Annotated in this window: 24 protein-coding genes; 9 read left to right on the top strand and 15 right to left on the bottom strand. The window is 60.8% G+C overall.

The window, feature by feature from the left end; genetic code table 11:
- Positions 1-110: 110 nt before the first annotated feature.
- The 3 genes from E5K02_RS18065 to E5K02_RS18055 form a co-directional block, all read right to left on the bottom strand.
- Complete coding sequence (locus E5K02_RS18065; RefSeq protein ID WP_135396595.1) at positions 111-1,772, bottom strand: FAD-dependent oxidoreductase; 1,662 nt, start codon at positions 1,770-1,772, stop codon at positions 111-113.
- Positions 1,773-1,895: 123 nt separating this feature from the next.
- A complete protein-coding gene (locus tag E5K02_RS18060) occupies positions 1,896-3,284 on the bottom strand; it encodes a sensor histidine kinase (protein ID WP_135396594.1) in 1,389 nt (462 codons plus the stop codon).
- A gap of 232 nt (positions 3,285-3,516) precedes the next feature.
- Entirely contained in the window at positions 3,517-3,969 is a 453-nt protein-coding gene (locus E5K02_RS18055; RefSeq protein ID WP_135396593.1) for a DUF2846 domain-containing protein, read from the bottom strand.
- Positions 3,970-4,208: 239 nt separating this feature from the next.
- Between E5K02_RS18055 and radA the strand changes: the two genes are divergently transcribed.
- The 3 genes from radA to E5K02_RS18040 all read left to right on the top strand — a co-directional run bounded on the left by radA (position 4,209) and on the right by E5K02_RS18040 (position 8,461).
- Positions 4,209-5,594, top strand: a complete 1,386-nt coding sequence (gene radA, locus E5K02_RS18050; RefSeq protein WP_135396592.1) for a DNA repair protein RadA — start codon at positions 4,209-4,211, stop codon at positions 5,592-5,594.
- 199 nt (positions 5,595-5,793) lie between these two features.
- Positions 5,794-7,263, top strand: coding sequence for a TlpA family protein disulfide reductase (locus tag E5K02_RS18045; RefSeq protein ID WP_135396591.1), 1,470 nt, complete (start codon positions 5,794-5,796; stop codon positions 7,261-7,263).
- A 178-nt stretch (positions 7,264-7,441) separates the two neighbouring features.
- Positions 7,442-8,461 (top strand): SPASM domain-containing protein, encoded by a 1,020-nt coding sequence (locus E5K02_RS18040; protein WP_135396590.1) that lies wholly within the window; start codon positions 7,442-7,444, stop codon positions 8,459-8,461.
- Between the two features lie 90 nt (positions 8,462-8,551).
- Here the strand turns inward: E5K02_RS18040 and E5K02_RS18035 are convergent, their stop codons facing one another.
- The 9 genes from E5K02_RS18035 to E5K02_RS17995 all read right to left on the bottom strand — a co-directional run bounded on the left by E5K02_RS18035 (position 8,552) and on the right by E5K02_RS17995 (position 15,055).
- Positions 8,552-9,847, bottom strand: a complete 1,296-nt coding sequence (locus E5K02_RS18035) for an erythromycin esterase family protein (protein ID WP_135396589.1) — start codon at positions 9,845-9,847, stop codon at positions 8,552-8,554.
- A 77-nt stretch (positions 9,848-9,924) separates the two neighbouring features.
- Positions 9,925-10,266 carry a hypothetical protein gene (locus E5K02_RS18030; protein WP_135396588.1) on the bottom strand — a complete coding sequence of 114 codons (342 nt, stop codon included), beginning with the start codon at positions 10,264-10,266 and terminating at the stop codon, positions 9,925-9,927.
- Positions 10,267-10,396: 130 nt separating this feature from the next.
- Positions 10,397-10,594, bottom strand: a complete 198-nt coding sequence (locus E5K02_RS25795; RefSeq protein ID WP_206025981.1) for a FeoB-associated Cys-rich membrane protein — start codon at positions 10,592-10,594, stop codon at positions 10,397-10,399.
- A 142-nt stretch (positions 10,595-10,736) separates the two neighbouring features.
- Positions 10,737-11,552 (bottom strand): inositol monophosphatase family protein, encoded by an 816-nt coding sequence (locus E5K02_RS18020; protein WP_135396587.1) that lies wholly within the window; start codon positions 11,550-11,552, stop codon positions 10,737-10,739.
- A gap of 46 nt (positions 11,553-11,598) precedes the next feature.
- Positions 11,599-11,808 carry a hypothetical protein gene (locus E5K02_RS18015; RefSeq protein WP_135396586.1) on the bottom strand — a complete coding sequence of 70 codons (210 nt, stop codon included), beginning with the start codon at positions 11,806-11,808 and terminating at the stop codon, positions 11,599-11,601.
- Between the two features lie 22 nt (positions 11,809-11,830).
- On the bottom strand, positions 11,831-13,528 hold the full coding sequence (lnt, locus tag E5K02_RS18010; protein WP_240737349.1) for an apolipoprotein N-acyltransferase: 1,698 nt from the start codon (positions 13,526-13,528) through the stop codon (positions 11,831-11,833).
- Positions 13,503-14,201, bottom strand: a complete 699-nt coding sequence (gene rsmI, locus E5K02_RS18005; protein WP_135396585.1) for a 16S rRNA (cytidine(1402)-2'-O)-methyltransferase — start codon at positions 14,199-14,201, stop codon at positions 13,503-13,505. The genes lnt and rsmI overlap by 26 nt, the downstream gene beginning before the upstream one ends.
- 26 nt (positions 14,202-14,227) lie before the next feature.
- Entirely contained in the window at positions 14,228-14,476 is a 249-nt protein-coding gene (locus E5K02_RS18000) for a 4a-hydroxytetrahydrobiopterin dehydratase (RefSeq protein WP_135396584.1), read from the bottom strand.
- Positions 14,477-14,485: 9 nt separating this feature from the next.
- A complete protein-coding gene (locus E5K02_RS17995; RefSeq protein ID WP_135396583.1) occupies positions 14,486-15,055 on the bottom strand; it encodes an NADAR family protein in 570 nt (189 codons plus the stop codon).
- A gap of 108 nt (positions 15,056-15,163) precedes the next feature.
- Here E5K02_RS17995 and E5K02_RS17990 point away from each other — a divergent pair, with 108 nt between their 5' ends.
- From E5K02_RS17990 to E5K02_RS17980, 3 genes are all read left to right on the top strand, one after another.
- On the top strand, positions 15,164-15,670 hold the full coding sequence (locus E5K02_RS17990) for a hypothetical protein (RefSeq protein ID WP_135396582.1): 507 nt from the start codon (positions 15,164-15,166) through the stop codon (positions 15,668-15,670).
- Between the two features lie 96 nt (positions 15,671-15,766).
- The gene (locus tag E5K02_RS17985; RefSeq protein ID WP_135396581.1) at positions 15,767-15,982 is read left to right on the top strand and encodes a hypothetical protein; all 216 of its coding nucleotides are present in this window, start codon (positions 15,767-15,769) and stop codon (positions 15,980-15,982) included.
- 92 nt (positions 15,983-16,074) lie between these two features.
- Positions 16,075-16,773, top strand: a complete 699-nt coding sequence (locus tag E5K02_RS17980) for a metallophosphoesterase (RefSeq protein WP_135396580.1) — start codon at positions 16,075-16,077, stop codon at positions 16,771-16,773.
- A gap of 15 nt (positions 16,774-16,788) precedes the next feature.
- Here the strand turns inward: E5K02_RS17980 and E5K02_RS17975 are convergent, their stop codons facing one another.
- Positions 16,789-17,583 carry a tetratricopeptide repeat protein gene (locus tag E5K02_RS17975; protein ID WP_135396579.1) on the bottom strand — a complete coding sequence of 265 codons (795 nt, stop codon included), beginning with the start codon at positions 17,581-17,583 and terminating at the stop codon, positions 16,789-16,791.
- A gap of 71 nt (positions 17,584-17,654) precedes the next feature.
- A complete protein-coding gene (locus E5K02_RS17970; RefSeq protein ID WP_135396578.1) occupies positions 17,655-18,182 on the bottom strand; it encodes a sigma-70 family RNA polymerase sigma factor in 528 nt (175 codons plus the stop codon).
- Between the two features lie 187 nt (positions 18,183-18,369).
- Here E5K02_RS17970 and E5K02_RS17965 point away from each other — a divergent pair, with 187 nt between their 5' ends.
- From E5K02_RS17965 to rpiB, 3 genes are all read left to right on the top strand, one after another.
- A complete protein-coding gene (locus E5K02_RS17965; RefSeq protein WP_135396577.1) occupies positions 18,370-19,662 on the top strand; it encodes a serine hydroxymethyltransferase in 1,293 nt (430 codons plus the stop codon).
- A 154-nt stretch (positions 19,663-19,816) separates the two neighbouring features.
- Positions 19,817-20,674, top strand: a complete 858-nt coding sequence (gene tatC, locus E5K02_RS17960; protein ID WP_317128914.1) for a twin-arginine translocase subunit TatC — start codon at positions 19,817-19,819, stop codon at positions 20,672-20,674.
- A 111-nt stretch (positions 20,675-20,785) separates the two neighbouring features.
- The gene (gene rpiB, locus E5K02_RS17955; RefSeq protein WP_206025980.1) at positions 20,786-21,220 is read left to right on the top strand and encodes a ribose 5-phosphate isomerase B; all 435 of its coding nucleotides are present in this window, start codon (positions 20,786-20,788) and stop codon (positions 21,218-21,220) included.
- Positions 21,221-21,467: 247 nt separating this feature from the next.
- On the opposite strand, the gene E5K02_RS17950 is transcribed toward rpiB, so the two are convergent.
- On the bottom strand, positions 21,468-22,880 hold the full coding sequence (locus tag E5K02_RS17950; RefSeq protein ID WP_135396575.1) for a hypothetical protein: 1,413 nt from the start codon (positions 22,878-22,880) through the stop codon (positions 21,468-21,470).
- Between the last annotated feature and the right edge of the window lie 148 nt (positions 22,881-23,028).

Here is a 23,028-nt window from a genome sequence, read left to right as displayed (position 1 = left end):
AGCCGGTTTCTGATCGGTGAAGAGCGTTTTTACCCGCCGAGTGAATTCTGTGTTCTTGCTGAGTTTCCTGTAAAAAAATCTTCTCGATGGGGTTCAAACCTCGTCGTTACTTACTCATCCAGGTACTGGTGCACAAACTTGATGGCCATCGACCCCTCGCCCACGGCTGAGGCTACTCGGGCCATCGCCCCGGCCCGACTGTCGCCGGCGGCGAAGATGCCGGGCACGCAGGTTTCGAGCAGGTAGGGTTCCCGGTTGTGCTTCCAACTGGTGGCAAAGCGCGGGTCGGCGACCAAGTCGCGGCCGGTAAGCAAAAATCCCTTAGCGTCGCACAGGGCCAGCTCGCAGATCCACTCGGTGCTGGGCTTGGCGCCAATAAAGACAAACAGGGCCCGGGCCGGACGCACTTCCAGCTGCCCATTGTGCTGGATGACGACTTCTTCCAGATGGTCTTGCCCGCGTACTTCGCGCACTTGGGTGAAGGGTAAAATCTCGATGTTGGGCGTCTGGCTGATTTGTTCAATCAGGTAGGCCGACATCGACGCGGCCAACGACTCGCCCCGAATCAGGATGAACACCCGGCGGGCGTAGGTGGCCAGGTACATAGCGGCCTGCCCCGCCGAGTTGCCCCCACCCACGATATACACATCCTGCTGATCGCAGGAGCGGGCCTCGGTGCGGGCCGCCCCGTAATACACGCCTGCCCCGGTCAGGGCATCGATGCCGGGCACTTCCAGAGTGCGGTAACTCACGCCCATGGTCAGGACCACGGCGCGGGTACGCACTTCGCTGCCATTGCTCAAAGTCAGCACTTTGTAGCCGTCCTGCACGCACAGGCTGACCACTTCCTGGGGGGCCAGCATTTCGGCGCCCAGGCGGGTGGCCTGGGTCCAGGCACGGTGCGCCAGCTCGGCTCCGCTCAGGCCGGTCGGAAAGCCCAGGTAGTTTTCGATGCGGGAGCTGGTGCCGGCCTGCCCGCCCGGCGACTGCCGTTCGATAATCAGGGTTTTGAGTCCTTCGGAGGCGCCGTACACGGCCGAGGCCAGGCCCGACGGCCCGGCCCCCACGACGACCACGTCGTAGAGTTCCTGCGTGGCTTGGGAGGCCAGCCCCATGCGGACCGCGACGGCTGCCCGCTCCGGCCGCGACAGGGCCGTCCCGTCTTCAAACACAATAACCGGCAAATCGGCGGCGGTGAAACCCGTGCTGCCCAGCAGCACCTGAGCCTCGGGGTTGGTTTCAAAATCGAGCCACTGGTAGGCCGCCATGTAGCCGGCCAGAAAGTCCTTGAGCTCGTGCGACACCGGCGACCATTGAAACCCAATCAGCCGCAGCCCCTGAAAGCGGGGCTTGTACTGGGCTTGCCAGGCATTAAGCAAGTCGTGCAGGGTTGGAAAAAGCAGCTCCTGGGGCGGGTCCCAGGGCTTCATCAGGTAATGGTCGAGGCGGGCGTTGTTGATGGCCCGGATGGCGGCCTCGGTATCGGCGTAGGCCGTGAGCAGTACGCGCTTGGCGTCGGGGTAGATGGCCCGGGCCTGTTCGAGCAGCTCCACGCCTTCCATTTCGGGCATGCGCTGGTCGGCCAGAATCAGAGCCAGGGGCTCTTCCCGGGCCTTCAGCTCCCGCAGAGTAGCCAGCGCCTCGGCCCCGGAAGTGGCCCGCAGTACGCGGTAGTTGCGCCGAAACTCGCTGCGCAGGTCCCGGTCGATGGCGCCCAGCACCTGGGGGTCATCGTCAACGGCAAGTAGTACGGGTTTTTTTTCGGTAGCCATAAGGCGAGATGGTAAAGTAAGGAGCCTTGGAAAAGCTCTTCGTTGTATAATACTCAACGCGTTTCAGAGGACAGGTGGCCTCGACTACGCCCCGCCAGGACATATCATCCTACTGCCTCACGTTTAGCCCACCGGCAACCAGGCGCAGAACTCGGTGTGGCCGGGCTGGGAGTGGACCTCCAGGCGGCCGCCGTGGTTGCGGATGATGCGCTGGGCAATGTCGAGGCCCAGGCCCGTGCCTTCACCGGCCTGTTTGGTGGTATAGAAGGGCTCAAAGATATGCGGCAGGACTTCGGGCTTGATGCCAGGTCCATTGTCCAGGATAAAAACCCGGACAAAGTCGCCTTCCTGGGTGGTGCGCAGGGTTATTTCGCCCCCGGCGGGCAGGGCATCAATGGCGTTGTCGAGCAGGTTGGTCCACACCTGATTCAGACTACTGACTTGCCCGCGCAGGGCGGGCAGCTGAGGCGCGTAGTCGCGAATAACCTTAATATTTTTGGCCCGCAGGGCGTAGCCCAGAATGTTCAGCGTGCTTTCCAGGCCGGCCTTTACATCGAGCAGGGCATAGTCGCCGCCGCGGTCCATATGAGAGTAGGTCTTTACATTCTGCACCAGTGTACTGATGCGGGCCCCACTTTCCTGCACGTCGTGAATGAGGCGCAGCATAGTGAGCTGGCCCTCGAGCCAGGCAAACGCGGCGGGCAGAGCCTCCTGCGGCAACGCTTCCCCAACGGGCTGCAGCTGCTCCAGGGTCAGACCGGCTTCCATCAGACCGGCCGCCAGCTGGTAGCCATCCGGCACGCCCTGGTCTTCAAGCCAGCTAGCAATTTCATCTTCGCGGTCGGAGCAGGCCAGGGCCGACAGCACACTCTTGGGCGACTGACCGGGCACGGCCAAGGCCACCAGGGCCTGCAGGGCGGCGGGGTCGGGGCAGTGCCGCACCAGGTCGAGGAGCAGGGTGGGCTTGGCCGTGGCAAGCTGTTGCAGGGCCTGCGCGCCGCGGGCAATGGCTGCGGCGGGGTTGTTCAGCTCGTGGGCCAAGCCGGCCGAGAGCTTACCCAGGGCCCGCAGCTTTTCGTCGCGCTCCTGCCCCCGGGCTTCGTCGCGGGCCCGGTCGCTCATCAGGCTCACCAGGCGCTGCACCAGTTCGGGACTAGCCTGCTCGAGCTGCGGAAACAAGTCGCGGTGCAGCAGAAAGAGCACCGTATGCCCCACCGCCAGGCCAAATCCACTTACCGTCCGTAGCCGGGAATAAGGCAGCACCCCGCTGATTTGCCCGGCTTCGACCCGGAAAACCGGCTCCCGCTGCCCGTTGCGCACCGCGTAGTACTGCAGTCCGCCCGCCAGAATAGCCATCATATAGCTGGCCTCGTCGCCGGGCTGCACGACCGTTTCGTTGGGGGCAAAGGTGCGCTGTTCGCCGTGGGCCAGAAGCCAGTCCAGCGTTTCGGGCGGCAACCCGACGAAGGTGGGCACTACCAGCAGGTCGGCGGCGGCAAGAGGAGGAGTCATACGGCGTGCATTAAGAATAAGGAATATAGGAGAAACTAACGGATCAGCCGCTAGGTTTGAGCTTGGCCGTCAGGTGCGCGGTGGCCTCTTGCTTGGTTCACGCCACGCTTCAAAACCTTGGTTTTTTGGCAACTTGAGGGCAGCACCGCATAAATAAGCCACCCCGCCGAGTCCGAGCGCGCGGGTGCGGTTCGGACTTGGCGGGGTGGCCAAGCGGAAAACTACCAGGTGCTTACTGCCCCGTGGCCGGAGCGGCCGAGGTTTCGCAGTTGTCGGGCTTCAGGTCGGCGTTTTTCTTTTTGTAGGTCGACTCCGTGACTTCCGTGAACGTCATCTTCACCGTCATCAGGCGGGTTTTCACGTCACCCTGGATGTAGTAGACCTTACCCGGCTCGAGGGTCATGTCGAATTTATCCTGGTCGGGCAGGTTGAGGCCACCCGCCACCGAGGTAAAGGAGGTTTCGCCGGGCTTGAGCTTGCTGACGAAGTAGCGCTTGTTGCTGAGGCGGCAGAGCTCAATGCCGTTGGCCCGCACCGTGAAGTTGGTAGCAGCCTGTCCCAGCATGGGCGGGCGGTAAAATACCACGGTGGCCATATCGGGCGTGGGGGTGGGCATGGGGCCTTGGGCAAAGCAAGTGCCGGAGGCTACGGCCAGGAACAGGCCGGTGCAGAGTGCGTAGCGCATATGCGGTTAAGAAGGATAAGGAGTTTAACCCTTAAATATAGAGCTACCGGGCGCATAGTTCAGCTTCGTGGCCGGATTTTCCACCGATTTAATAGTTTCTTCATCCTGTTCCATTTAGGGTTTCTTATCCGGTAGCACCAGCCCTCACTTCTGCGCATGAAAGCCGGCAAAAACCCCGTTCTTACCAAACTATTTAGCTGCGTTGCGCATTTCTTTAGTTTACCCTTCTGCTTCTGTTCATGGCCAAGCTCAAAACTCTCTACTTCTGTCAAAAATGCGGTGCCCAATCGGCCAAATGGATCGGGCGCTGCCCTTCCTGCGGCGAGTGGAACACCTACGTAGAAGAGGTTATCCAGAAGGATGACACCCAGGCGGCCGGTTCCTGGAAGCCGCCCACGGCCAGCCCCGGCGGTAAAACCGTCAGCAAGCCCCGGCCCATCGGCGAGATTCACTACGAGGAAGAGTCGCGCTTCGACACCAACGACACGGAGCTGAACCGGGTGCTGGGCGGGGGCCTGGTGCCGGGCTCCCTGGTGCTCATCGGCGGCGAGCCGGGTATCGGCAAAAGCACCCTGATGCTGCAGATTGCCATGAGCCTGCAGCAGATGAAGGTGCTCTACATTTCGGGCGAGGAAAGTGAGCAGCAAATCAAGATGCGGGCTGAGCGCCTGGGGCCCCAGCACCCGCAGTGCTACATCCTGACCGAAACCAATACCCAGAACATCTTCAAGCAGATCGACCAGCTCCAGCCCAACGTGGTCATCGTCGACTCCATCCAGACCCTGCACTCGGGCCTGGTCGAGTCGGGGGCGGGCTCGGTAAGCCAGGTGCGCGAGTGCACGGCCGAGCTGCTCAAGTTTGCCAAGGAAACCGGGGTGCCCGTGCTCATCATCGGCCACATCACCAAAGACGGCTCCATTGCCGGCCCCAAGATTCTGGAGCACATGGTCGATACGGTGCTGCAGTTCGAGGGCGACCGGCACCTCTCGTACCGCATCCTGCGCACGACCAAGAACCGCTTCGGCAGCACGTCCGAGCTGGGTATCTACGAAATGCAGGGTACGGGCTTGCGGCAGGTGAGCAACCCGTCGGAAATCCTGCTCAGCCAGCGCACCGAGAGCCTGAGCGGTATGGCCATTGGGGCCACGCTGGAAGGCAACCGCCCCCTGCTGGTGGAAGTGCAGGCCCTGGTGACGCCGGCCACCTACGGCACGCCCCAGCGCTCGGCCACCGGCTTTGATGCCAAGCGCCTGAACATGCTGCTGGCCGTGCTCGAAAAACGCAGCGGCCTGCGCCTGGGCCAGCACGACGTGTTCCTCAACATTGCCGGTGGCCTGCGTCTCGACGACCCCGCCCTCGACGTGGCTGTGTGCGCGGCGGTGGTGTCGTCGCTGAACGATTTGCCGATTCCGGGCAACGTGTGCTTGGCGGCCGAAGTAGGCCTGAGCGGGGAAATCCGGGCCGTAAGCCGGCTGGACCAGCGCCTGTCGGAAGCCGAGAAACTCGGGTTCCGGGAAATGTACATCTCCCAGTTCAACGCCCGCGGATTAGATCTGGCCCGCTACGGAATCAGAGCTCAACCGGTAGGCCGCCTCGACGAAGTCTTGAGCGGATTATTCGGGTAAAACCTTCAAAACCTTGGTTCTGAGGCTGGCCTACGAAAAAAGCAGAAATCTGGATTGGACTTTCTCAACCCGAATGCCGTATCTTCGGTATAAGAATTGGCTTTTCCCGCGAAATCCTATGTCTGCGCGACTTTTCAGGGCGTAGTGGGGTTAAAAAGCTAATCCCTTGAATAACTAGCGCTTGATACGACCTCTCCCAATGGCATATTCTTTCCGCTCTTGTATCCCTCGCCTGCTTGTGGGCGCGCTACTGGCTCTGCCCCTGGCAGGCAAGGCACAAGGCACTGTAGTCCTGACGGGCAAAATCAGCAGCAAAACGGCGGATACGGTGGCCGTATCGGTGCGCGAAAATCCGCTGGACCCCAAGGAGCAGATTACCTACGCCAAAGTCGACAACCGCGGGGAGTTTCGCTTGGCCCTGACCGTAAACGGCCCCACCCGGGCCGACCTGGTGTACGGCGACGACGTAGCTGACCTATTTCTGGAGCCGGGCAATGCCCTGGAAGTGCGTTTCAAGGGCAAAGACCTTTCCTCCACGGTGAGCTACAAGGGCAAGGGAGCGGAAGCCAATACCTACCTGGCCGAGTTGGATGAGCGGTTTATTGAAAACGACGGATTTCAGGTACTACCCGACAATATCAACCTCTACGAAGCGCCCTTTCTGTCCTTCCTGGACTACCGCCGCAAGGAAGAGAAGAAGTTTCTCGACAACTACGCCCAGGATAACGAGCTGAGCCCGGCGTTTAAGGAGTACGCCAAGGCCGAAATCGACTACAGCTACGCCAACGACCGGCTGACCTTTCAGGACTTGCGCGAGCAGGTAGTGGCCACCGAGAGCCGGCTGAAAATGACGCCGACCTACTACGAGTTCCTCAACGACAAGGCCCTGGTGAACAACCCGGGAGCCCTGCAGAACGAGCAGTACCAGGAATTCCTGATTAACTACATCCACTATCTGGCCATTTCTAACAACCACCAGCGTTCCGACCCGGACTTCTACCAGGTCTGCTACGATATGGCCAAAAAGCAGCTGGCCGACCCGGTGCGCGTCATTATTATGGGCCGGGTGCTGCAGGAGTCGTTCCGCTTCGGGCACGTGAAGCAGTCGGCCGCCATGCTGGAGAACTACCGCAGCGTCGATACCAAGAACCTGTATTACCCCGTGCTGCAGCACGACTTTGAAACCCACAAGGCCTTTGCCATCGGCGCTCCGGCTCCGAACTTTAAGCTGATTTCCTCGACCGGCGACAGTGTGAACCTGCGGCAGTTTGCCGGCAAGCTGGTGTACATCAACTTCTGGCGCACGACCAGCGGCCTGTGCCTGCGCGACCTGCCCTACGCCGCCGACCTGGCCAAGAAATTTGACGGCAAGAACATTGTGTTCCTGAATGTGGCCCTCGACGAGAACGAGCCGGCCTGGAAGCAACTCGTGGTGGGCAAAAAGCTACCCGGCGTACACGTCCGGGCCACGGGCGGCATGCGCTCGGCCATTGCCAAGGCTTATGCGCTGCAGGACGTGCCGGCGTATTTCCTGCTGGCTGAAGATGGCACCTTCCTTAACACCAAGCCTAAGCGCCTGAGCAGCCGGGCCGCCGTGGATGAAATCAAGGAGTCGTTTGGCAAAGCCTCCACGTACAGCAGCACCTTGCCGGCCTCAGCTGGCAAATAAACGTCGATACCCTAACAGTAAGCACAACGCCTTCCGATGCATCGGAAGGCGTTTTTTTATGGTACTTGGGCCTGTTTTCCTTCTTTTCGCAGCCTAGGAAAGACCGGTAACCAAACTCTTTCCTTGGCCACGGGGTTACTTGCCGCACTTCCGCTTCAGTTCCCGACCTTTGCTTCGCATGGCTTCCACTCTTACCGACGGTCTGAATTTCCTGAGCAAGCTCACCCCGCGCCGGGCCCTGAATACGGCCCAGGTGGTGGGCGGCTACGCCCTGAGCAAGCTCACGGGCAAGGCCCGGCACTGGGGCCTGCCGCTGGCGCTCAGCTTCGAGCCGACGACCAGCTGCAACCTGCGCTGCCCGGAGTGCCCCAGCGGCCTGCGCAGCTTCACCCGGCCCACCGGCATGCTGCCCGACGAGCTGTTCAAGCGCACCATCGACGAGCTGCACAAGCGCCTGTGGTACCTGATTTTCTACTTTCAGGGCGAGCCGTACCTGCACCCCAACTTCCTGGATTTGGTAAAGTACGCGGCCGACAAGGGCATTTACACCGCGACTAGCACCAATGCCCACTACCTCAACGACAACAACGCCCGCCGCACCGTGGAGTCGGGCCTTGACCGGCTGATTATTTCCCTCGATGGCACGACCCAAGAGGTGTACCAGCAGTACCGGGTGGGCGGTAAGCTGGATAAGGTACTGGAAGGCACCAAAAACATTGTCAAGTGGCGCAAAGAGCTAAAGTCCAGCACGCCGCGCATCATCTTTCAGTTTCTGGTAGTGCGGCCCAACGAGCACCAGATTGAGGATGCCAAGCAGCTGGCTAAAGATCTGGGCGTGGACGACGTGTGGTTTAAGACCGCCCAGATCTACGACTACGAACAAGGGTCCCCGCTTATCCCAACCATCGACTATTACTCGCGCTACGAGAACAACAACGGCACCTGGCGCATCAAGAACAAGCTGGTAGACCACTGCTGGAAAATGTGGCACAGCTGCGTTATCACCTGGGACGGCCTGGTGGTACCCTGCTGTTTCGACAAAGACGCCGAATACCGCCAGGGGGACCTCAAGACCGAATCTTTCCGCCAGCTCTGGCACGGCCCCAAGTACCAGCAGTTCCGCACTTCCCTGCTTAAAGGCCGCGACCAGATAGACATGTGCCGCAACTGCACCGAGGGCACGAAAGTGTGGGGGTAAGGTGAATAGTGAGGTTTTGTTCTGACAATGCTAGCACCCCCTGTCCTTGCGAGGCGCAGCCGTGGCAAGGACAGGGGATGCATCTTCCCGCTATTCCGTCCACGGATACATATCCGGTGGGGTATGCTCATCAGCTTTGGTGGGCAGGGGGTGTAGGGCTTGCGTTTGGTCGATGAACAGGAAAGCGTCGTAGCGCTCGGCCATCAGAGAGGGAACATAATTGCCGAACTGCTCAAACTGAGGCCGGTAGACGACGCCGATGGCGCGGTGGCCAAACGTTTGCTTCATGGCGACGGTACCTTTCAGCTCCGTGGACAAGAGCAAGGCATTTTCACCCTGCAACTGCTTGTGCAACAGCTCTTCCCAGGAGCCCCGAATAGCGTTGGGCACGGGCATTACTTCGAAAGGAGCCCCCCAGCGCTTACCCGCAATTACGCTGCCTTGGTAAGACCCAAAGCCCACGGCAAACACCTGGTCGCGGCCGTACTGCTCCCGGGCCAGCTGCCCGATATTGATGGTGTTGTCGCGGGCCATGTCGGTGAAGCGGGCGTCGCCGATGTGGGTGTTGTGCTCCCAGATGATGGCTTTGCTGTCGGGGCCGTGTAGGTCGAGCAGGCGGGTGAGGGTTTCCATCATGTGGCCGTCGCGCACGTTCCAGGAGGCCGGCCCGCCCTTAATCATGGCCCGGTAGTAGCGTTCGGCATTCACGGCTACCAGGGCATTCTGCTCGGCAGCGAAGGCGGTTTCGCGCTCCAAGCCAGTTGAGGCCGTGGTGTTGCGCAACTGGCGCCGCAGGGTTTGGAGCATGTGGGTTACTTCGTCTTCGCAGTCGTCGGAGACGAAGGCCACGGCCTGGGCATATTCCTGCGGGTCGTCGCCGTAGGGCTCGAAGCAGCGGAACGCCTGCTGGGCGGCCGCCACGGCCCCGTCGCCCTGCTTGTTTACAAACTGCAGAATCTCCTGCAGCGAATCCCAGAGACTGTATACATCCAAGCCATAGAACCCGATGCGCTCCGTCATGGGCCGCGGCTGGTTATGCGCATGCAGCCAGTCGACCAAGGCAGCTATTTCCCAGTTGCCCCACATCCAGGTAGGCCAGCGACTGAAGGTTTGCAGGAGCTTGGCGGCGCTGCCGTACGCTTTCTGGTCCTGCTTAATGGCACAGTTCACGTCGAAACAGTCGGGCCAGTCGCCCTCAACGGCAATAAAGTTGAAGCCCTTTTCCTGAATCAGACGCTTGGAGAGGGCGGCGCGCCAGGTGTAGTATTCGTGGGTGCCGTGGGAAGCTTCGCCCAGTAGCACGATGCGGGCGTCGCCAATAGCCGAAAGCACCGCGTCGAGGTCGGCGGCAGAACGGAGCGGGTGGGTGGGCAGGAAAGTCTTCACGGTTCAGGTTGGGTGGGGTGAAAACGCAAAAACGCGCCTTGGCTGAGCCAAAGCGCGCTTTGTTGAGCTTGGAAGGCTTATTTATGGGCCTTCTTCAAGTTTTTGCCGAGGTCTTCTACTTTCTTGAAGAACTCCAGCGAGTCGGAGTCGGCATAGGTACCGTAGGCCGAAGAAATGGTACCGCGGACGCCGTCATTGCACTCGAGGGCATACAGAATCGACATATCATCCGGGTCACTCTCGCCCTCAAAGCGGTAGAAGTCGACAATGGTTACTTCCTCCGGAGCATAGCTTTTTTTGTTATCCGAACGGAAGGAGCACAGGCGGCCGTCCTTTACGGTAAAGTCTTCCGTGAAGCCATCCGCGTCGAGCTTCTTCTCAACGTTTATCAGGGAGCGTTCTTCTTCTTTGTCTTGCATGGTCGTAGGGGTTCAGGTTGCGGAGGCTGGTCTAGGAACGGTGGGAGCGGAGCTAAAACAAAGCCCCCGTACCCGCTATACGCAGCGGGCACGGGGGCAGGTTGTCCGAAGTTTAGCTGAGCTGTGCTCCTTACCGAACGGCCGGCTGAGCAGCCGCCTTTTCAATGGTACGCTGCAGCCGGTCCACATCAATGGTAGCGCAGGCGCCACCGCAGCCCTTGGCGCAGCCCGTAGCCGTTTTCACAAAAAAGGCCCGCCAGAAGATCCGGCCCACGTAGAACGTGGCGGCCAAAAACAGCAGGGCAATGATGGTGTATTGCAGAATCATAACGCTCCCAAAACTACAACGTCGGCGGAAAAGTTTAAGAGTACGGTCCTAAGACAGATGCTCGAATGCGCTAACGTTCAACGGTTGTCCTTGCGAGCATTCTTTCCACTAGTCACCTTCCAGCGCATCAGAACCTTATATTTTATGCTTTCCAGAATTCCCGGATAGTCGCCTGCATTTCCTCGTGCACACGGCCGTTGCTGGCGACTACCTGCCGACCAAACAGTGGGTCGCCGTCTGCCAGAAACTGCGTAACCCGGCCCCCCGCCTCGCGCACCAGCAGAATGCCGGCCGCCACATCGTAGGAATTCAGGTTGAACTCGAAGAAGCCCTCGAAGCGGCCGGCGGCTACCCAGGCCAGGTCGGCGGCGGCCGAGCCGACGCGCCGTACCCCGTGGGTGCGCTGCATAAACGCCCCCAGGATCTGCAGGTAGCTGTCGAGCTCCCCGAACTGGGTATAGGGGAAGCCGGTGGCAATCAGGGACTGGCCCAGGCCCGGCGCCTCAGAAACGCGGATGGGCTGTTCGTTGCAGAAAGCCCCGCCGCCGCGCACGGCCCGGAAGGTTTCGTCGCGGGTTACCTCGTAGACCACGCCGGCGGCCAGTTCGCCCTGGTGCAGTAGGCCCACACTCACGCAGTAGCACGGCAGGCCGTGAATAAAATTGGTGGTGCCATCGAGCGGGTCGATAATCCAGGTGTACTCGGTACCGGTGCTGGTGGCCAGGCCGCTGCCGCCGGTGGTACCTTCCTCGGTGATGAAGCCCGCTTCGGGCAGCAGCTCGCGCAAACCGGCCACGAGCAGGCGCTCCGCCTCCTGGTCGACGTAGGAAACCAGGTCGTGGACGCCCTTTATTTCCACCCGGCTCCGGTCGAAAGAGGCGGCTTCCTGGCGAATAAACTGGCCGGCGCGGCGGCACACCTCGGCAAGGCCAAGGCTGAGTTGAGTGAAATCGGTCATGCGGGTAGATACTCCGGGCCGGGCCGCGGGTTTCAGATTACAATGTTTAGCGCAGCTGCAGCAGAAGCAGGGCCGTGTACACGGCAACAATGATAATAATGGTGCGCCGCATCGTGCGGCCGTGGGTGAGGCGCCACTCGTCGCTGACGCCCGGCCGCGGCTTACCCAGTACATTCTGGCCCTGCGAGAAGCGGTAGAGCCAGAGCATGATGGTGTAGAAAATCAGCGGCAGCAGCCACGAAGAGGAAACGTCCATGAGAGCGGGGGTAGGGGCAGAATTAGGCCGTGCGGGCCACAGGTTCCTGAGCCGCCGGCTTCGTAGCAAAGCGGCGGTTGAGGCTCAGAACCAGCAAGCCAGCTAGCAGCAGCCCGGCCAGTACCTGGGTGGCGGGGCCGATTAGCTCCCCGTAGCGGGCATAAAAGGTTAGCTCCGTATTCAGGTGCACGGTGCCGCGGCTGGCCGTGGGGACCCAGGCCGTTTCGCGCTGGTACACGTCTCCCTTCTGGTTGATAAAGCCCGTGAAGCCGGTGTTGGCCGAGCGGGCCAGGTCGCGGCGGGTCTCGATGCAGCGCAGGGCGCCGTAGCGCAGCAGCTGCCGGTAGCCGGGCGAGTCGTGCCACCAGGCATCGTTCGTAAACAAGCCCAGCAGCGTCGCGCCGCGCTGCACGTATTCGGCCGTGAAGTCGCCGTAGATGGACTCGTAGCAGATCAGTGGGGCAGCCCGCAGGGCCGGGGCGCCGGCCGGAGCTGAAAACACGGTACGCTCCGGCTGGCTGCCGTAGCTGCCCACGGTGCCTCCCAGGTCGATATGAGAAATCAGGGACGTAAGCAGGGGCGGAATCTTCTCGACCCCCGGCACCAGGCGCGACTTGTGGTAGAACTCAATCGGGGCGGTGGCGCTGGGGAAGTAGGCCCCGCTGTTGAACACGTCGTAGTAGCCCATGTCGTCGCGGTGGCGGGCCGTGACGCTGGCCGCCTCCTGATTGGGGTACATCACCACGCTGGTAATGCCCGTGAGCAGGGCCACGCCCGGGTGCTGGGCCAGCCACTGCCGCACCCGGAAGATCTTGGGGTTGGTTTCAATCTGCTGCTCGAAGTAGTACTCCTCCAGCGCCGTTTCGGGCCAGATAACCAGCTTGGTGTTTGGCGTGAGTTTCTGCTCGGTCAGGCGCAGCAGGCGGCTAAGCTGCTCGTCGTAGGGCACGAAGTTGGCCTTGCCCTGAAACTTCTCGGTATAGGGGTCCACGTTGGGCTGCACCACCACTACTTCCAGGGCCTGACCTTGCTCCTGCACCCGGCTGCCAATAAACCAGGAAAGCAACAGCGGCAACAAAGTGGCCAAAGCGGCGCCGGCCACAAAGCCTTTATGCATTTTGCCGCTTGTGGGCTGGGCAAGAGTCTCGGCCTGGCGTTGGGGGCGAAACAGCCCCCAGAACAACAGCAGATTCACGACCCACACCCATACCGAGCCCCCCAGGAAGCCGGTGTACTCGTACCACTGCACGAAGGAGGTGGCCTCGGCAAACCCATTGCCGAGCGTCAGCCAGGGCCAGGTCAGGTCCCAGTGCAGGTGCAGCTGCTCGAAGGCTATCCAGTAGATGGGCAGGGCAATATAGCCCAGCACCGGCCCGGCCAGCCGCTTGGTGTGATAAAAGGCCATTGTGGGCAAGCACATCAGCAGGGCATTCAGCACCACGGCTGTAATACCACCGCCCAGGGTAGAATAGCTGACCCACCACGTGGTAAAGGCATTCCAGAGCACCAGCGTGAGGTAGGTATAGCGAAACACCTTCCAACCGCTGCCACCTTGCTGCACCAGAACCTGCTCCATTCGCAGGTAGGGCACCCAGGCAACGAGCAGCAGCAGCGCCAGCGGGGCGGGGTGCACCGGCCAGCCCGCCCACAACAATGCAGCCGTGAGCAAGGCCAGCCCCGCCGGCCCCCACGTGCTATTCCCGATTTCCTTGTACGACAACAACGATTTCTCCTTTAATAGTCTGACGCCCCGCAAACTCCGTCGCCAGCTCGGCCAACGTCCCGTTCACGGTTTCTTCAAATAGTTTGGTGAGTTCCCGGCTTACGGAGGCAGGCCGTTCGGGCCCGAAGGCTTCGGCTAGCTGCTCCAGGGTCTTGACGATGCGGTGGGGCGACTCGTAAAAGATCATGGTGCGGGTTTCGGGCTGCAGCTCCCGGATGCGGGTCTGCCGGCCTTTTTTGACGGGCAAAAAGCCCTCAAACGTAAACCGCTCGGCCCCGAAGCCCGATTTAAGCAAAGCCGGCACGAAAGCCGTAGCCCCAGGCAGGCATTCCACTTTCAGGCCCTTGGCTAGGCACTCGCGCACTAACAGAAAGCCGGGGTCAGAAATTCCGGGCGTGCCCGCATCCGATACCAGGGCCATTTTCTCGCCCTTTTCGAGCCGGTCCAGGACCCGCTGCACGGTCTGGTGCTCGTTGTGGAGGTGGTAGCTGAGCATGGGCTTTTTCAGGCCCAGGTGCTGCATCAGCCGGCCGCTGGTGCGGGTGTCTTCGGCCAGCACCACGTCTACCTCACCCAGAATCCGGATGGCCCGCAGGGTAATATCCTCCAGGTTGCCAATGGGCGTGGGCACGAGGTACAGAACGGTAGGCGTTTCAGATGAGTCAGACATAAGCGCAAAGGTAGCACCTGGCCCGGCTACGCCACGCCGTGGCGCTTGGCTACGGCCTCAATAGCGGCCGCCAGCCGATGGTCGCGCCCGGTCACGGTGTTGCCCGCGCCGTGGGTGCGCAGCCGAAACTCGACGCGGCCGTATTCATTGGCCCACCAGGGATGATGGTCGAGCCGCGCGGCTTCGGCGGCAACTTCGGTCATGAAGGCAAAGGCCGCGTTGAAGTCGGCGAAGTTAAAGGTGCGGGTCAGGCTGTTGTCGTGTTCGGTCCACATGGCGGGTTGTTAAGCGGTTAACTCGTCGCGCACGGCCATCAGGGCAAAACCCAGCAGGTTGAGCCCCCGCCAGGTAAGCGGGCTAGCCGCGTCTGGGTGGTCCTGGGCCAGACCAATACCCCAGATGGCATCGACGGGGCTGGCTTCTACCAGTACGTGCTTACCGGTAGCGAGCAGAAACTCGCGTAGCGGCGGGTGCTGGGAAAACTTGGCGTGGTTGCCGCGCACCACAATGTCGAAGCGGGCGGCCAGCCAGGCGGCCTCGTCGAAGTTTTTGATTTTGCGGCCCAGGCGCTTGGCGTCGTTGGGGGTCTTGGCGGCTAAGATGGCGGCGCGGGTGGGTTCGTCCTGAAAGAGCCGGGCCTTTTCAGCCATCATGTAGTGCTCGGCGGTGGTGTAGGTGTGCCCGTCGAGGGTGAAAGCAGCGGGGTACCACTGACTAAAGCATTCCTTACCAACCACATCCGCCTTGGCAGTGTGGCCCCAGAAGTAAAGGTAGTGCAAGCCCTGGCCCGCCGCCACCGCCACTTGCAGGCCGGCCAGGTCACGAATGGGAGCAGTAGAAGCAGAATTTGTCATAGCAGCCGCAGTTTACGCCGATTGTGGGAAGCACATAGCAAAACCCTATCTAAAAAAACCTAGTACACCTCCTTACCACCCTGTATTCACTACCAACAACCGACCCCCATGGCTATTGATCCGAATAACCGCCCTGTGCGGGTAATAAACGAAGACACGACCAACGAAGAGTTTGAAGCCGGCCACATTATTCCGGACGCAGACCCACCGAAAAACGAAGCGGCCCGCGGTGGCTTCGGCAACCGCGACGGTAAAGAAGGTTTCGGCACCGACAGCGGGGCCGGTATTACGGCGGTTTCGGTGAATGAAAACGCCGACCGCCCCGGTCAGGTGCCCGACAACATGCTCACGGCCGACGAAGGTGCCGCCCAGCGGCCCAACCAGGATTTGCCCTCGGAAGACGACATCGACGAGCGGCGCGTGGCCCCGCCCATCGACGAGCTGGAAGCCGACGACCAACGCCCCGGCCGCGACGAAATGCAGAACCCCAACTCCCGCGTGGGCATGGGCCAGATGGAGCAAATCCAGCCGGACCCCTCCAAAGTTGGCGCCTCTACTCGTACCAACGCCGAGCTAACCGACCCCAACGCCACGGATACGGCTATTGACCAGTAAGCTCGTCCGGGGCGGGCCTCAGAAGCCTACCCCGGGCGTAGCCTTGGTTTATTTTTCCAGTTGCATTGTTTTTCACCCACTAAACCGAAGAACGTCATGCCTTACAAGAGCAATAACACCAACCAGCAGTCCAAGGAAAACCACGGCAGCCCCAGCCAAACCGAGCAGCCCAAAGCCGTCGGCAACATGCCCGTAAATGACCGGGACGAGGAAACCGAAAACCGCCTCGAACAGGAAGCCCAGGACGCGCCCCAGCGCCACCCCAACCGCAACCTGGAAAAACCGGACCTCGACAAGCCTCCGTATAGCTAAACGCGGCTATATTCATGAAAAGCACTTGTATAGCACAAGTGCTTTTTTTGTGTAGTACCAGTGCTGCCGTCCGCCCCTAACCTCTCCCACACATGGCCCGCTATGTTACGACCGATTTGCACGGTTGCCTGAGCACCTTCCAACACCTCCTGGAAAAGGTAATTCGCCTTCGCCCCCAGGATGAACTCTACCTGCTGGGCGACTACGTCAATAAGGGCCCCGACAGCCGCGGCTTGCTCGACTACCTGATGCAGCTGCCCCAGCGTGGCTACCAGGTGCACTGCCTGCGCGGCAACCACGACCAGGAGCTGCTCGACGCTGCCCGGGGCCGCAAGCACCTAGCCTGGGCCTCCCACGCCGACCGCAACCTGACTCTACAAAGCTTTGGCGTGCCGGCCACCACCGATATTCCCGAACCTTATCTGCAATGGCTTGATGCGCTGCAGTACCAGCTCGATATTCCGGGCTTTACGCTAGTGCACGCGGGGTTCAACTTCCGGCTGCCTCCCGACAAGATGCGCACCGATTGGCACACGATGCTGAATATCAAGGAATTTACTTTTGACGCTTCCCGCCTGGAGGGCCGGCGCCTGTTGCATGGGCACGTGCCCACGCCCACGGCCGAAATCAAGCAGCAGGTAAAAAAACAAGCCGGCTCTATTTGCCTGGATGCGGGCTGCGTCTACCGCCTCAACCCCGAGCTTTCCCACCTGGCCGTACTGGAACTCGACTCTCTGGAACTAACGCTGCAGCCCAATATTGAGTCCCCCTATTTCATTACGCACCGCTAGCGGGCCAGCAAAGAACTATTCTTCTCCCTGGAGCACGTCGGCCTGCAACACCTGCTGGGCTGCCTGCCGGTACGGGTTTAGCGAGTCGGAGGCTACTTCCCGGAAAGCCGTGCGGGCTTCGGGCCACTGCTTAGCAGCCCAGTGCGCTACGGCCAGGTGGTAGCGGGCCTTGCGCGACAACGCCGTGCCGGGCTGCTGAATAACCCGGCGCAGGTAAGGCCGGGCAGCCCGCCCGTCGCCTTGGCTCAGCAGGAAAATGCCGTTGTAGTAGAGCATGGTATCGGCTCCGAGGTTGTCGGTGGGCACGCGGCGCAGGGCGTGCAGGGCAGCGGGGTAGTGGCCTTCCCGATACTGCTCCATGGCTTCGGCCAGCAGGGGCCGGTGCTCATCCAGCGTCGCCGACTGGGGCAGACCCGGGTCGGCCACGTAGTAGTCCTGCCACGAAGTACCACTGTGCCTGCCCCCGGGGCGTAGCAAGAGCCAAAGCCCTAGCAGCAGCACCACGGCAACGGTGAAAATGGTACCCCAGCGGGTTTGGGCCCGGCGCTGCCGCCGCTTGATGCGCACCAAAGCCGTTTGGCGCTGGTCGAGGCGCCGGTCGAGGGCCACGAGGCGGTGGCGCAGGGTTTCGTGGCCGGCCACCCAGCGCAAATCAGCCGAAATTTGCTCGTAGAGCTGGTAGGCTTCCCGCAAGGCCGGCTCGTGCAGCAGGCGGTTTTCGAAAGCTTCTTGCTCAATGGCCGTCATCTGCCCATCGGCAAAGCGTTCCAGCTCATCCAGAAACGGGCGCAGCTCAGCGGGCGACATCATGCAAGTAGAAACAGAAACGACAGGAAGAGGAAGAGAAATAAAAGCAGAGCTGGGCGCTAAGCTACGCAGAATCAGGCGGCCGGGGAGGATGAGGGGGCTTCGCCTTCCATGGCCCGGGCCCGCAGCTCGACGAGCTTACGCAGGCAGTTGGCTTTCTGCAGCCGGGCCACGGTAGCGTTGGCAAAGCCCATCTTACCCGCCACCTTCTCAAAATTGTAGCCCCGGAAGTAGAAATACATCAGCACCTGCTGGCAGTCGGCCCCCAGCTGCCCGAAGGCACGCAGCAGCTGCTGGCGGCGGCTGGCTTCCACGCGGGGCAGCTCGGCCGTAGTTTTTTGGGCCTGAAGCTGTTCCTGGGCCATGCCGTACAAGTAATTACGCAAATCGGGGGGCAGCTTGGTCAGGCGCCCATCGATTACCTGGTCGTAAAAATCGACCAGCACGGCCCGCAGCAGCTCGTGGGCCACGGCCGGCTCCTGCTGGTGCTGGCGCCGGGCCCAGCGGGCAAAATGGTCCCGGTTGTCCTGATAAAAATTTATCAGGAAGGTCTGGTTGCCCATGCGCAGATGGGTCAGGGCTTCGGCCAGGGGCTGGTTCATGCTTCAAGTAACAACTAACGGAGGAGAATACGAGAGAACCACGCAAAAAGCCGAAGTCGGTTTTACTGGGCTGGCTCTCGTAAGTTCGCACCACCAACTGGTCGTTTTGCCCCGGCTGCGGCTACTTCGGCGGATACTTGCCGGCCGCCTGTTCCCTTGTAATCGATTCACCCGTACCTTTGAACCTATGGAAACTCGCACTGCCCCCATTGCCCAGGACACGGTCCTGTTCGACCTCATCCGCCAGGAAAAGGAACGTCAGACCCACGGAATTGAACTGATTGCCTCGGAAAATTACGTTTCGGAGCAAGTGATGCGGGCGCAGGGCTCCATCCTGACCAACAAGTACGCCGAGGGCCTGCCCGGCAAGCGCTACTACGGCGGCTGCGAAATCGTGGACCAAGTCGAGCAGCTGGCCATCGACCGGGCCAAGGAGCTGTTTGGCGTGGAGTGGGTGAACGTGCAGCCCCACTCCGGGGCCCAGGCCAATGCGGCCGTGATGCTGGCCGTCCTGCAACCCGGTGACAAAATTCTGGGCTTCGACCTGAGCCACGGCGGCCACCTGACGCACGGCTCGCCGGTAAACTTCTCGGGCAAGCTGTATAAGCCGTCGTTTTATGGCGTAGAGCCCGAAACCGGCCTTATCGACTGGGAGAAAGTAAAGGAAACCGCCCGCCGCGAACAACCCAAGCTCATCATCTGCGGAGCCTCGGCCTACTCCCGCGACTGGGACTACAAAGCCCTGCGCGAAGCCGCCGACGAAGTAGGCGCTCTGCTGCTGGCCGATATTTCCCACCCCTCCGGTCTGATTGCCAAGGGCTTGCTCAACTCGCCCTTCGAGCACTGCCACATCGTAACGACGACGACCCACAAGACGCTGCGCGGCCCCCGCGGCGGCCTCATTATGCTGGGCAAGGACTTCGAAAACCCTTTCGGTCTGAAAACGCCCAAGGGTGAGCTGCGCATGATGTCGGCCCTGCTCGACTCGGGCGTGTTCCCCGGCACCCAGGGCGGCCCTCTGGAGCACGTTATCGGTGCCAAGGCCGTGGCATTTGGCGAGTGCCTCTCGGACGCCTACGGCGAGTATACCCAGCAGGTGATTCGCAACGCCCAGGCCCTGGCCAAGGGCTTTGTGGACCGTGGCTACCAGATCATTAGCGGCGGCACCGACAACCACCTCATGCTCATCGACCTGCGCAGCAAGGGCCTGACCGGCAAGCTGGCCGAGAATACCCTCATCAAGGCCGATATCACCATCAACAAGAACATGGTGCCCTTCGACGACAAGTCGCCCTTCGTGACTTCGGGGATGCGTATCGGCTCGGCGGCCGTCACGACCCGGGGCCTACGCGAGGCCGATATGGGCCGCATCGTGGAGTTCATCGACGACGTGCTGATGCACCACGCCGACGAAGCTCACCTGCTGCGCGTGCGGCGCCAGATCAACGAATGGATGCAGCAGTATCCGCTGTTTGCCTAATCGGGAACTAGTGAGATGGTGAAACGGTGAATAGTTCGGCGGAAACCACGCGCGCAGCATCCTGTTGTTTGGGTTTTTCGTTTGTCTCTCGCCGCCTGCTTCGTCACGGCCACCTAGCTCACCATTTCACCATCTCACTATTTCACCAATACCCTTGAATACTGACCAACCCCATTTGGGCGAAGGGCAAGAAATGTCCTTCATCGACCATCTGGAAGCCCTGCGGTGGCACATTATCCGCTCGGCCATTTCGATAGTCGTTTTTGCTACTGCCGCTTTCTTTGCCAAAGACTTTCTGTTCCACGACCTGATCCTGGGTCCGTCGCGCGCTGATTTCTGGACTTACCGCATGTTCTGCAAGTTTGGCCAGTGGATCGGGGCGCCCGACCTGTGCATGGACAAGGTGGGTTTCATCATCCAGAACCGGGAGATGAGCGGGCAGCTGACGATGCACATCAGCACCTCGTTTATGGTGGGGCTAGTGGTAGCCTTTCCCTATACGTTCTGGGAAATCTGGCGCTTTATTAAACCCGGCCTGTACCCGCACGAGCAGAAAAACTCTCAGGGGGCAGTCTTCTTCGTGTCGGTGCTGTTTGCCCTGGGTCTGCTGTTTGGCTACTACATTGCGGCCCCGCTGAGCATCAACTTCCTGGCTTCGTACACCGTCGACCCGACCATTGAAAACCAGATTGACCTGCAGAGCTACCTGAGTACGCTCACCACGATGTCGATTTCGACGGCCTTCGTCTTCGAGTTGCCCATGATAGTGTTCTTCCTGGCCAAGGCCGGCCTGATTACGCCCGAAATCATGCGCCTGTACCGCAAGCACGCCATTGTGGTTATCCTCATCCTGGCCGCCGTCATCACGCCCCCGGATATTTCGGCCCAGATCATCGTGACCATCCCGATCCTGATTCTCTATGAGCTGAGCATCAACATTGCCCGCGTAGTGGCCCGGGGCCGCACCGCCGCTCTGAATGCCCAGCTGGCCGAGAATAACGGCGTCAGTTAAGGAGCTCAGGTGCCACTGGGGGTACTATAGCTAAGGAGGTAAGCTACCAGCCAGCACATTGCCCACATGTTCACATTCTGCCCATTTCTAAAGCATTAGCACATCAGCACATTGGAAAACAAACTTGCCATCGGCTCCGACCACGCCGGCTTTGCCTACAAGGAAATGCTGGCCCACTGGCTGCGCGACAACGGCTACGAAGTAAAGGACTTCGGCACCCACTCAGCTGATTCTGTGGACTATCCAGATTTTGTGCACCCGCTGGCCGCCAGTATCACCAGCGGCGAGTTTGAGCGAGGTATTTTAGTGTGTGGCTCGGCCAACGGGGTAGCTATTACGGCCAACAAGCACGCGGGCATCCGGGCCGCCATCGCCTGGGCGCCGGAGCTGGCCGAGCTGGCCCGCCAGCACAACAATGCCAACATTATCTGCGTGCCCGAGCGATTCGTGACCGAGGAAGCCGCCCGCGACATTGTCAGCAAGTTCCTCAACACCACCTTCGAAGGCGGCCGCCACAAAACCCGGGTCAGCAAAATAGATTGTTAGTAGGGTGACTTTTCTTGGCAACCTGGAAAAGTCCGCCGTGTTCATCTCTCCTGGCAAAGCGGTAACCGAAGCCACCTGTTCTCAGCCGGTAACCAACGCCCTTTACCCAGAAAGCCCCTTACTACACGCCGATAGTAAGGGGCTTTTCTCTTTATGTAAGGTGCAGCACCGTTCAGAGGACGGGTGGCTCCCGCCTTGCAGGTACACGTCGACCGCGCCCCCGAATAGGCTTGCCAGAAATCATCATTTACTTCCGCTGGTATACTTTCGGAACCTTGGTTAGCTGGTACCGGCTGAACACGGCGGGCACCTTGTACTGTAGTTCGGGCAGCAGGCCGGCTTCGTCAATAATGTACTCGGGCGGCAGCGTGGCAAAGTTGTGAGCCAGGCGGAAGACGGCACTGTACTCGTTTAGGTGACCGAAATCGACCTGGGAGAGGCGCCAGTCGAGATAGGGCGTGGCCAGGCGGTTTTGCAGGTAGGAGCGGCGGTCGGGGCCCAGCACCAGCAGCCGGTGGCCCTGTAAGGAAGTATAAGCCGGATTGGGCTGCACGGCGTAACGCTGCTCAGCCGGAATTTGCACTACTGTTTCCAGCCCCAGCGTGGTACGGTAGCGCACCACGACTACGGCGCCGATAACGAGCAGAAACAAGAGCTCCGGCACCCAGGTCCGGGAGGCTTTTTGCCACAGGTACAGACAGAAATACGTGATGGGCGGCAAGACCAGGACCAGGGTGCCGGGTGCCATGCCCCGGCCTGCGGCCACCATGGCTATGGCTACCAGCAGCCACACCAACATGAGCTGCTGAAACTTCACCTGGAACACCAGGCCCAGAGAGGTGGTGAAGGTGCGGAACAATGCCAGGGCCAATACGAGGCCGGGCAGAATCAGCAGGCGGAGCTGCACAAACAAGGGCAACCCATCGGTGCCCGCAACCAGGCCCGTCAGCACCGGCTTGAGGTGAAACTGCGAAAAGCTGGGCAGCGACTCGGTGTAGAGAAAGAAGGTGCCTACCGCAGCATACGGAAACGCAAAGCCACAGACCAGCAGCAAAAAGCTCCGAAAGGAATTGGCCGCGAAGATGATAACGGCAAACAGCCCCACTAGCAGAAACAGCGCCAGCGGCAGGTAGCATAGGGCGGCCACGCCTATCAGAAACCCGGCCCGAAACAAACGGCGGTTGTCGTAGCCTTCCCGGGATGTGGGTAGCAGGGCACTCAGGGCAATGATGATGAAGGTATGCCCGATCAGCAGCGGCGACAACGTGTCGAGGTCAGTGGTCAGGCTAGCCAGCAGCAAGTAGGTAAGGGCGCCCACAAAGCCCCGGTCGGGGTGCACGTCGGCGCGGTTCAGCACCAGGTTGAGGCGCAGGGCCTGAAACAGCAGCAGCACTAGGGCCAGCACCCGGTATAGCCACAAAGGCCGGCTCAGCCCGGTTTCCAAGGCCCCAAACAGCAAGGCTGCCAACGGGGCCGTACTGTCGTAAATATCGCGGTAGAGCAGGGCACCCTCGTGCAGCCGCTCCCCGATCAGCAGGGCCCGCAGCTCGGCCGCCGAGAGCGGAATGCCCAGCCAGAGCAGCGGCAGACGCAAGGCCAATACCAGCAGCAGCAGCGCCACGAGGCGCGTAGGAAGCGGACTTTTGAAAAAACGAAGCAAGGGAAGAACGGGGCTCTAGGGTGCGCAGGAACGGAGAGAAGCAAAGGTAAGCGCATCCGGCCAAGCCACGTAGCCCGTGCTCGGGTTTGCCCACGCCGCCCGCTGACGACCTTCGCCGGGAGAATGGAGCCGTATGCCCGGAGGACAA

This window comes from Hymenobacter metallicola, from assembly GCF_004745645.1.
Taxonomy (GTDB): Bacteria; Bacteroidota; Bacteroidia; order Cytophagales; family Hymenobacteraceae; genus Hymenobacter; species Hymenobacter metallicola.
This window is presented reverse-complemented; position numbering and strand designations above follow the sequence as displayed.

Coding starts and splice junctions, on each gene's coding strand:
- E5K02_RS18065 (WP_135396595.1), bottom strand. CDS start 1,772: ATGGCTACCGAAAAAAAACCCGTACTACTTGCCGTTGACGATGACCCC.
- E5K02_RS18060 (WP_135396594.1), bottom strand. CDS start 3,284: ATGACTCCTCCTCTTGCCGCCGCCGACCTGCTGGTAGTGCCCACCTTC.
- E5K02_RS18055 (WP_135396593.1), bottom strand. CDS start 3,969: ATGCGCTACGCACTCTGCACCGGCCTGTTCCTGGCCGTAGCCTCCGGC.
- radA (WP_135396592.1), top strand. CDS start 4,209: ATGGCCAAGCTCAAAACTCTCTACTTCTGTCAAAAATGCGGTGCCCAA.
- E5K02_RS18045 (WP_135396591.1), top strand. CDS start 5,794: ATGGCATATTCTTTCCGCTCTTGTATCCCTCGCCTGCTTGTGGGCGCG.
- E5K02_RS18040 (WP_135396590.1), top strand. CDS start 7,442: ATGGCTTCCACTCTTACCGACGGTCTGAATTTCCTGAGCAAGCTCACC.
- E5K02_RS18030 (WP_135396588.1), bottom strand. CDS start 10,266: ATGCAAGACAAAGAAGAAGAACGCTCCCTGATAAACGTTGAGAAGAAG.
- E5K02_RS25795 (WP_206025981.1), bottom strand. CDS start 10,594: ATGATTCTGCAATACACCATCATTGCCCTGCTGTTTTTGGCCGCCACG.
- E5K02_RS18020 (WP_135396587.1), bottom strand. CDS start 11,552: ATGACCGATTTCACTCAACTCAGCCTTGGCCTTGCCGAGGTGTGCCGC.
- E5K02_RS18015 (WP_135396586.1), bottom strand. CDS start 11,808: ATGGACGTTTCCTCTTCGTGGCTGCTGCCGCTGATTTTCTACACCATC.
- rsmI (WP_135396585.1), bottom strand. CDS start 14,201: ATGTCTGACTCATCTGAAACGCCTACCGTTCTGTACCTCGTGCCCACG.
- E5K02_RS18000 (WP_135396584.1), bottom strand. CDS start 14,476: ATGTGGACCGAACACGACAACAGCCTGACCCGCACCTTTAACTTCGCC.
- E5K02_RS17995 (WP_135396583.1), bottom strand. CDS start 15,055: ATGACAAATTCTGCTTCTACTGCTCCCATTCGTGACCTGGCCGGCCTG.
- E5K02_RS17990 (WP_135396582.1), top strand. CDS start 15,164: ATGGCTATTGATCCGAATAACCGCCCTGTGCGGGTAATAAACGAAGAC.
- E5K02_RS17985 (WP_135396581.1), top strand. CDS start 15,767: ATGCCTTACAAGAGCAATAACACCAACCAGCAGTCCAAGGAAAACCAC.
- E5K02_RS17980 (WP_135396580.1), top strand. CDS start 16,075: ATGGCCCGCTATGTTACGACCGATTTGCACGGTTGCCTGAGCACCTTC.
- E5K02_RS17975 (WP_135396579.1), bottom strand. CDS start 17,583: ATGATGTCGCCCGCTGAGCTGCGCCCGTTTCTGGATGAGCTGGAACGC.
- E5K02_RS17970 (WP_135396578.1), bottom strand. CDS start 18,182: ATGAACCAGCCCCTGGCCGAAGCCCTGACCCATCTGCGCATGGGCAAC.
- E5K02_RS17965 (WP_135396577.1), top strand. CDS start 18,370: ATGGAAACTCGCACTGCCCCCATTGCCCAGGACACGGTCCTGTTCGAC.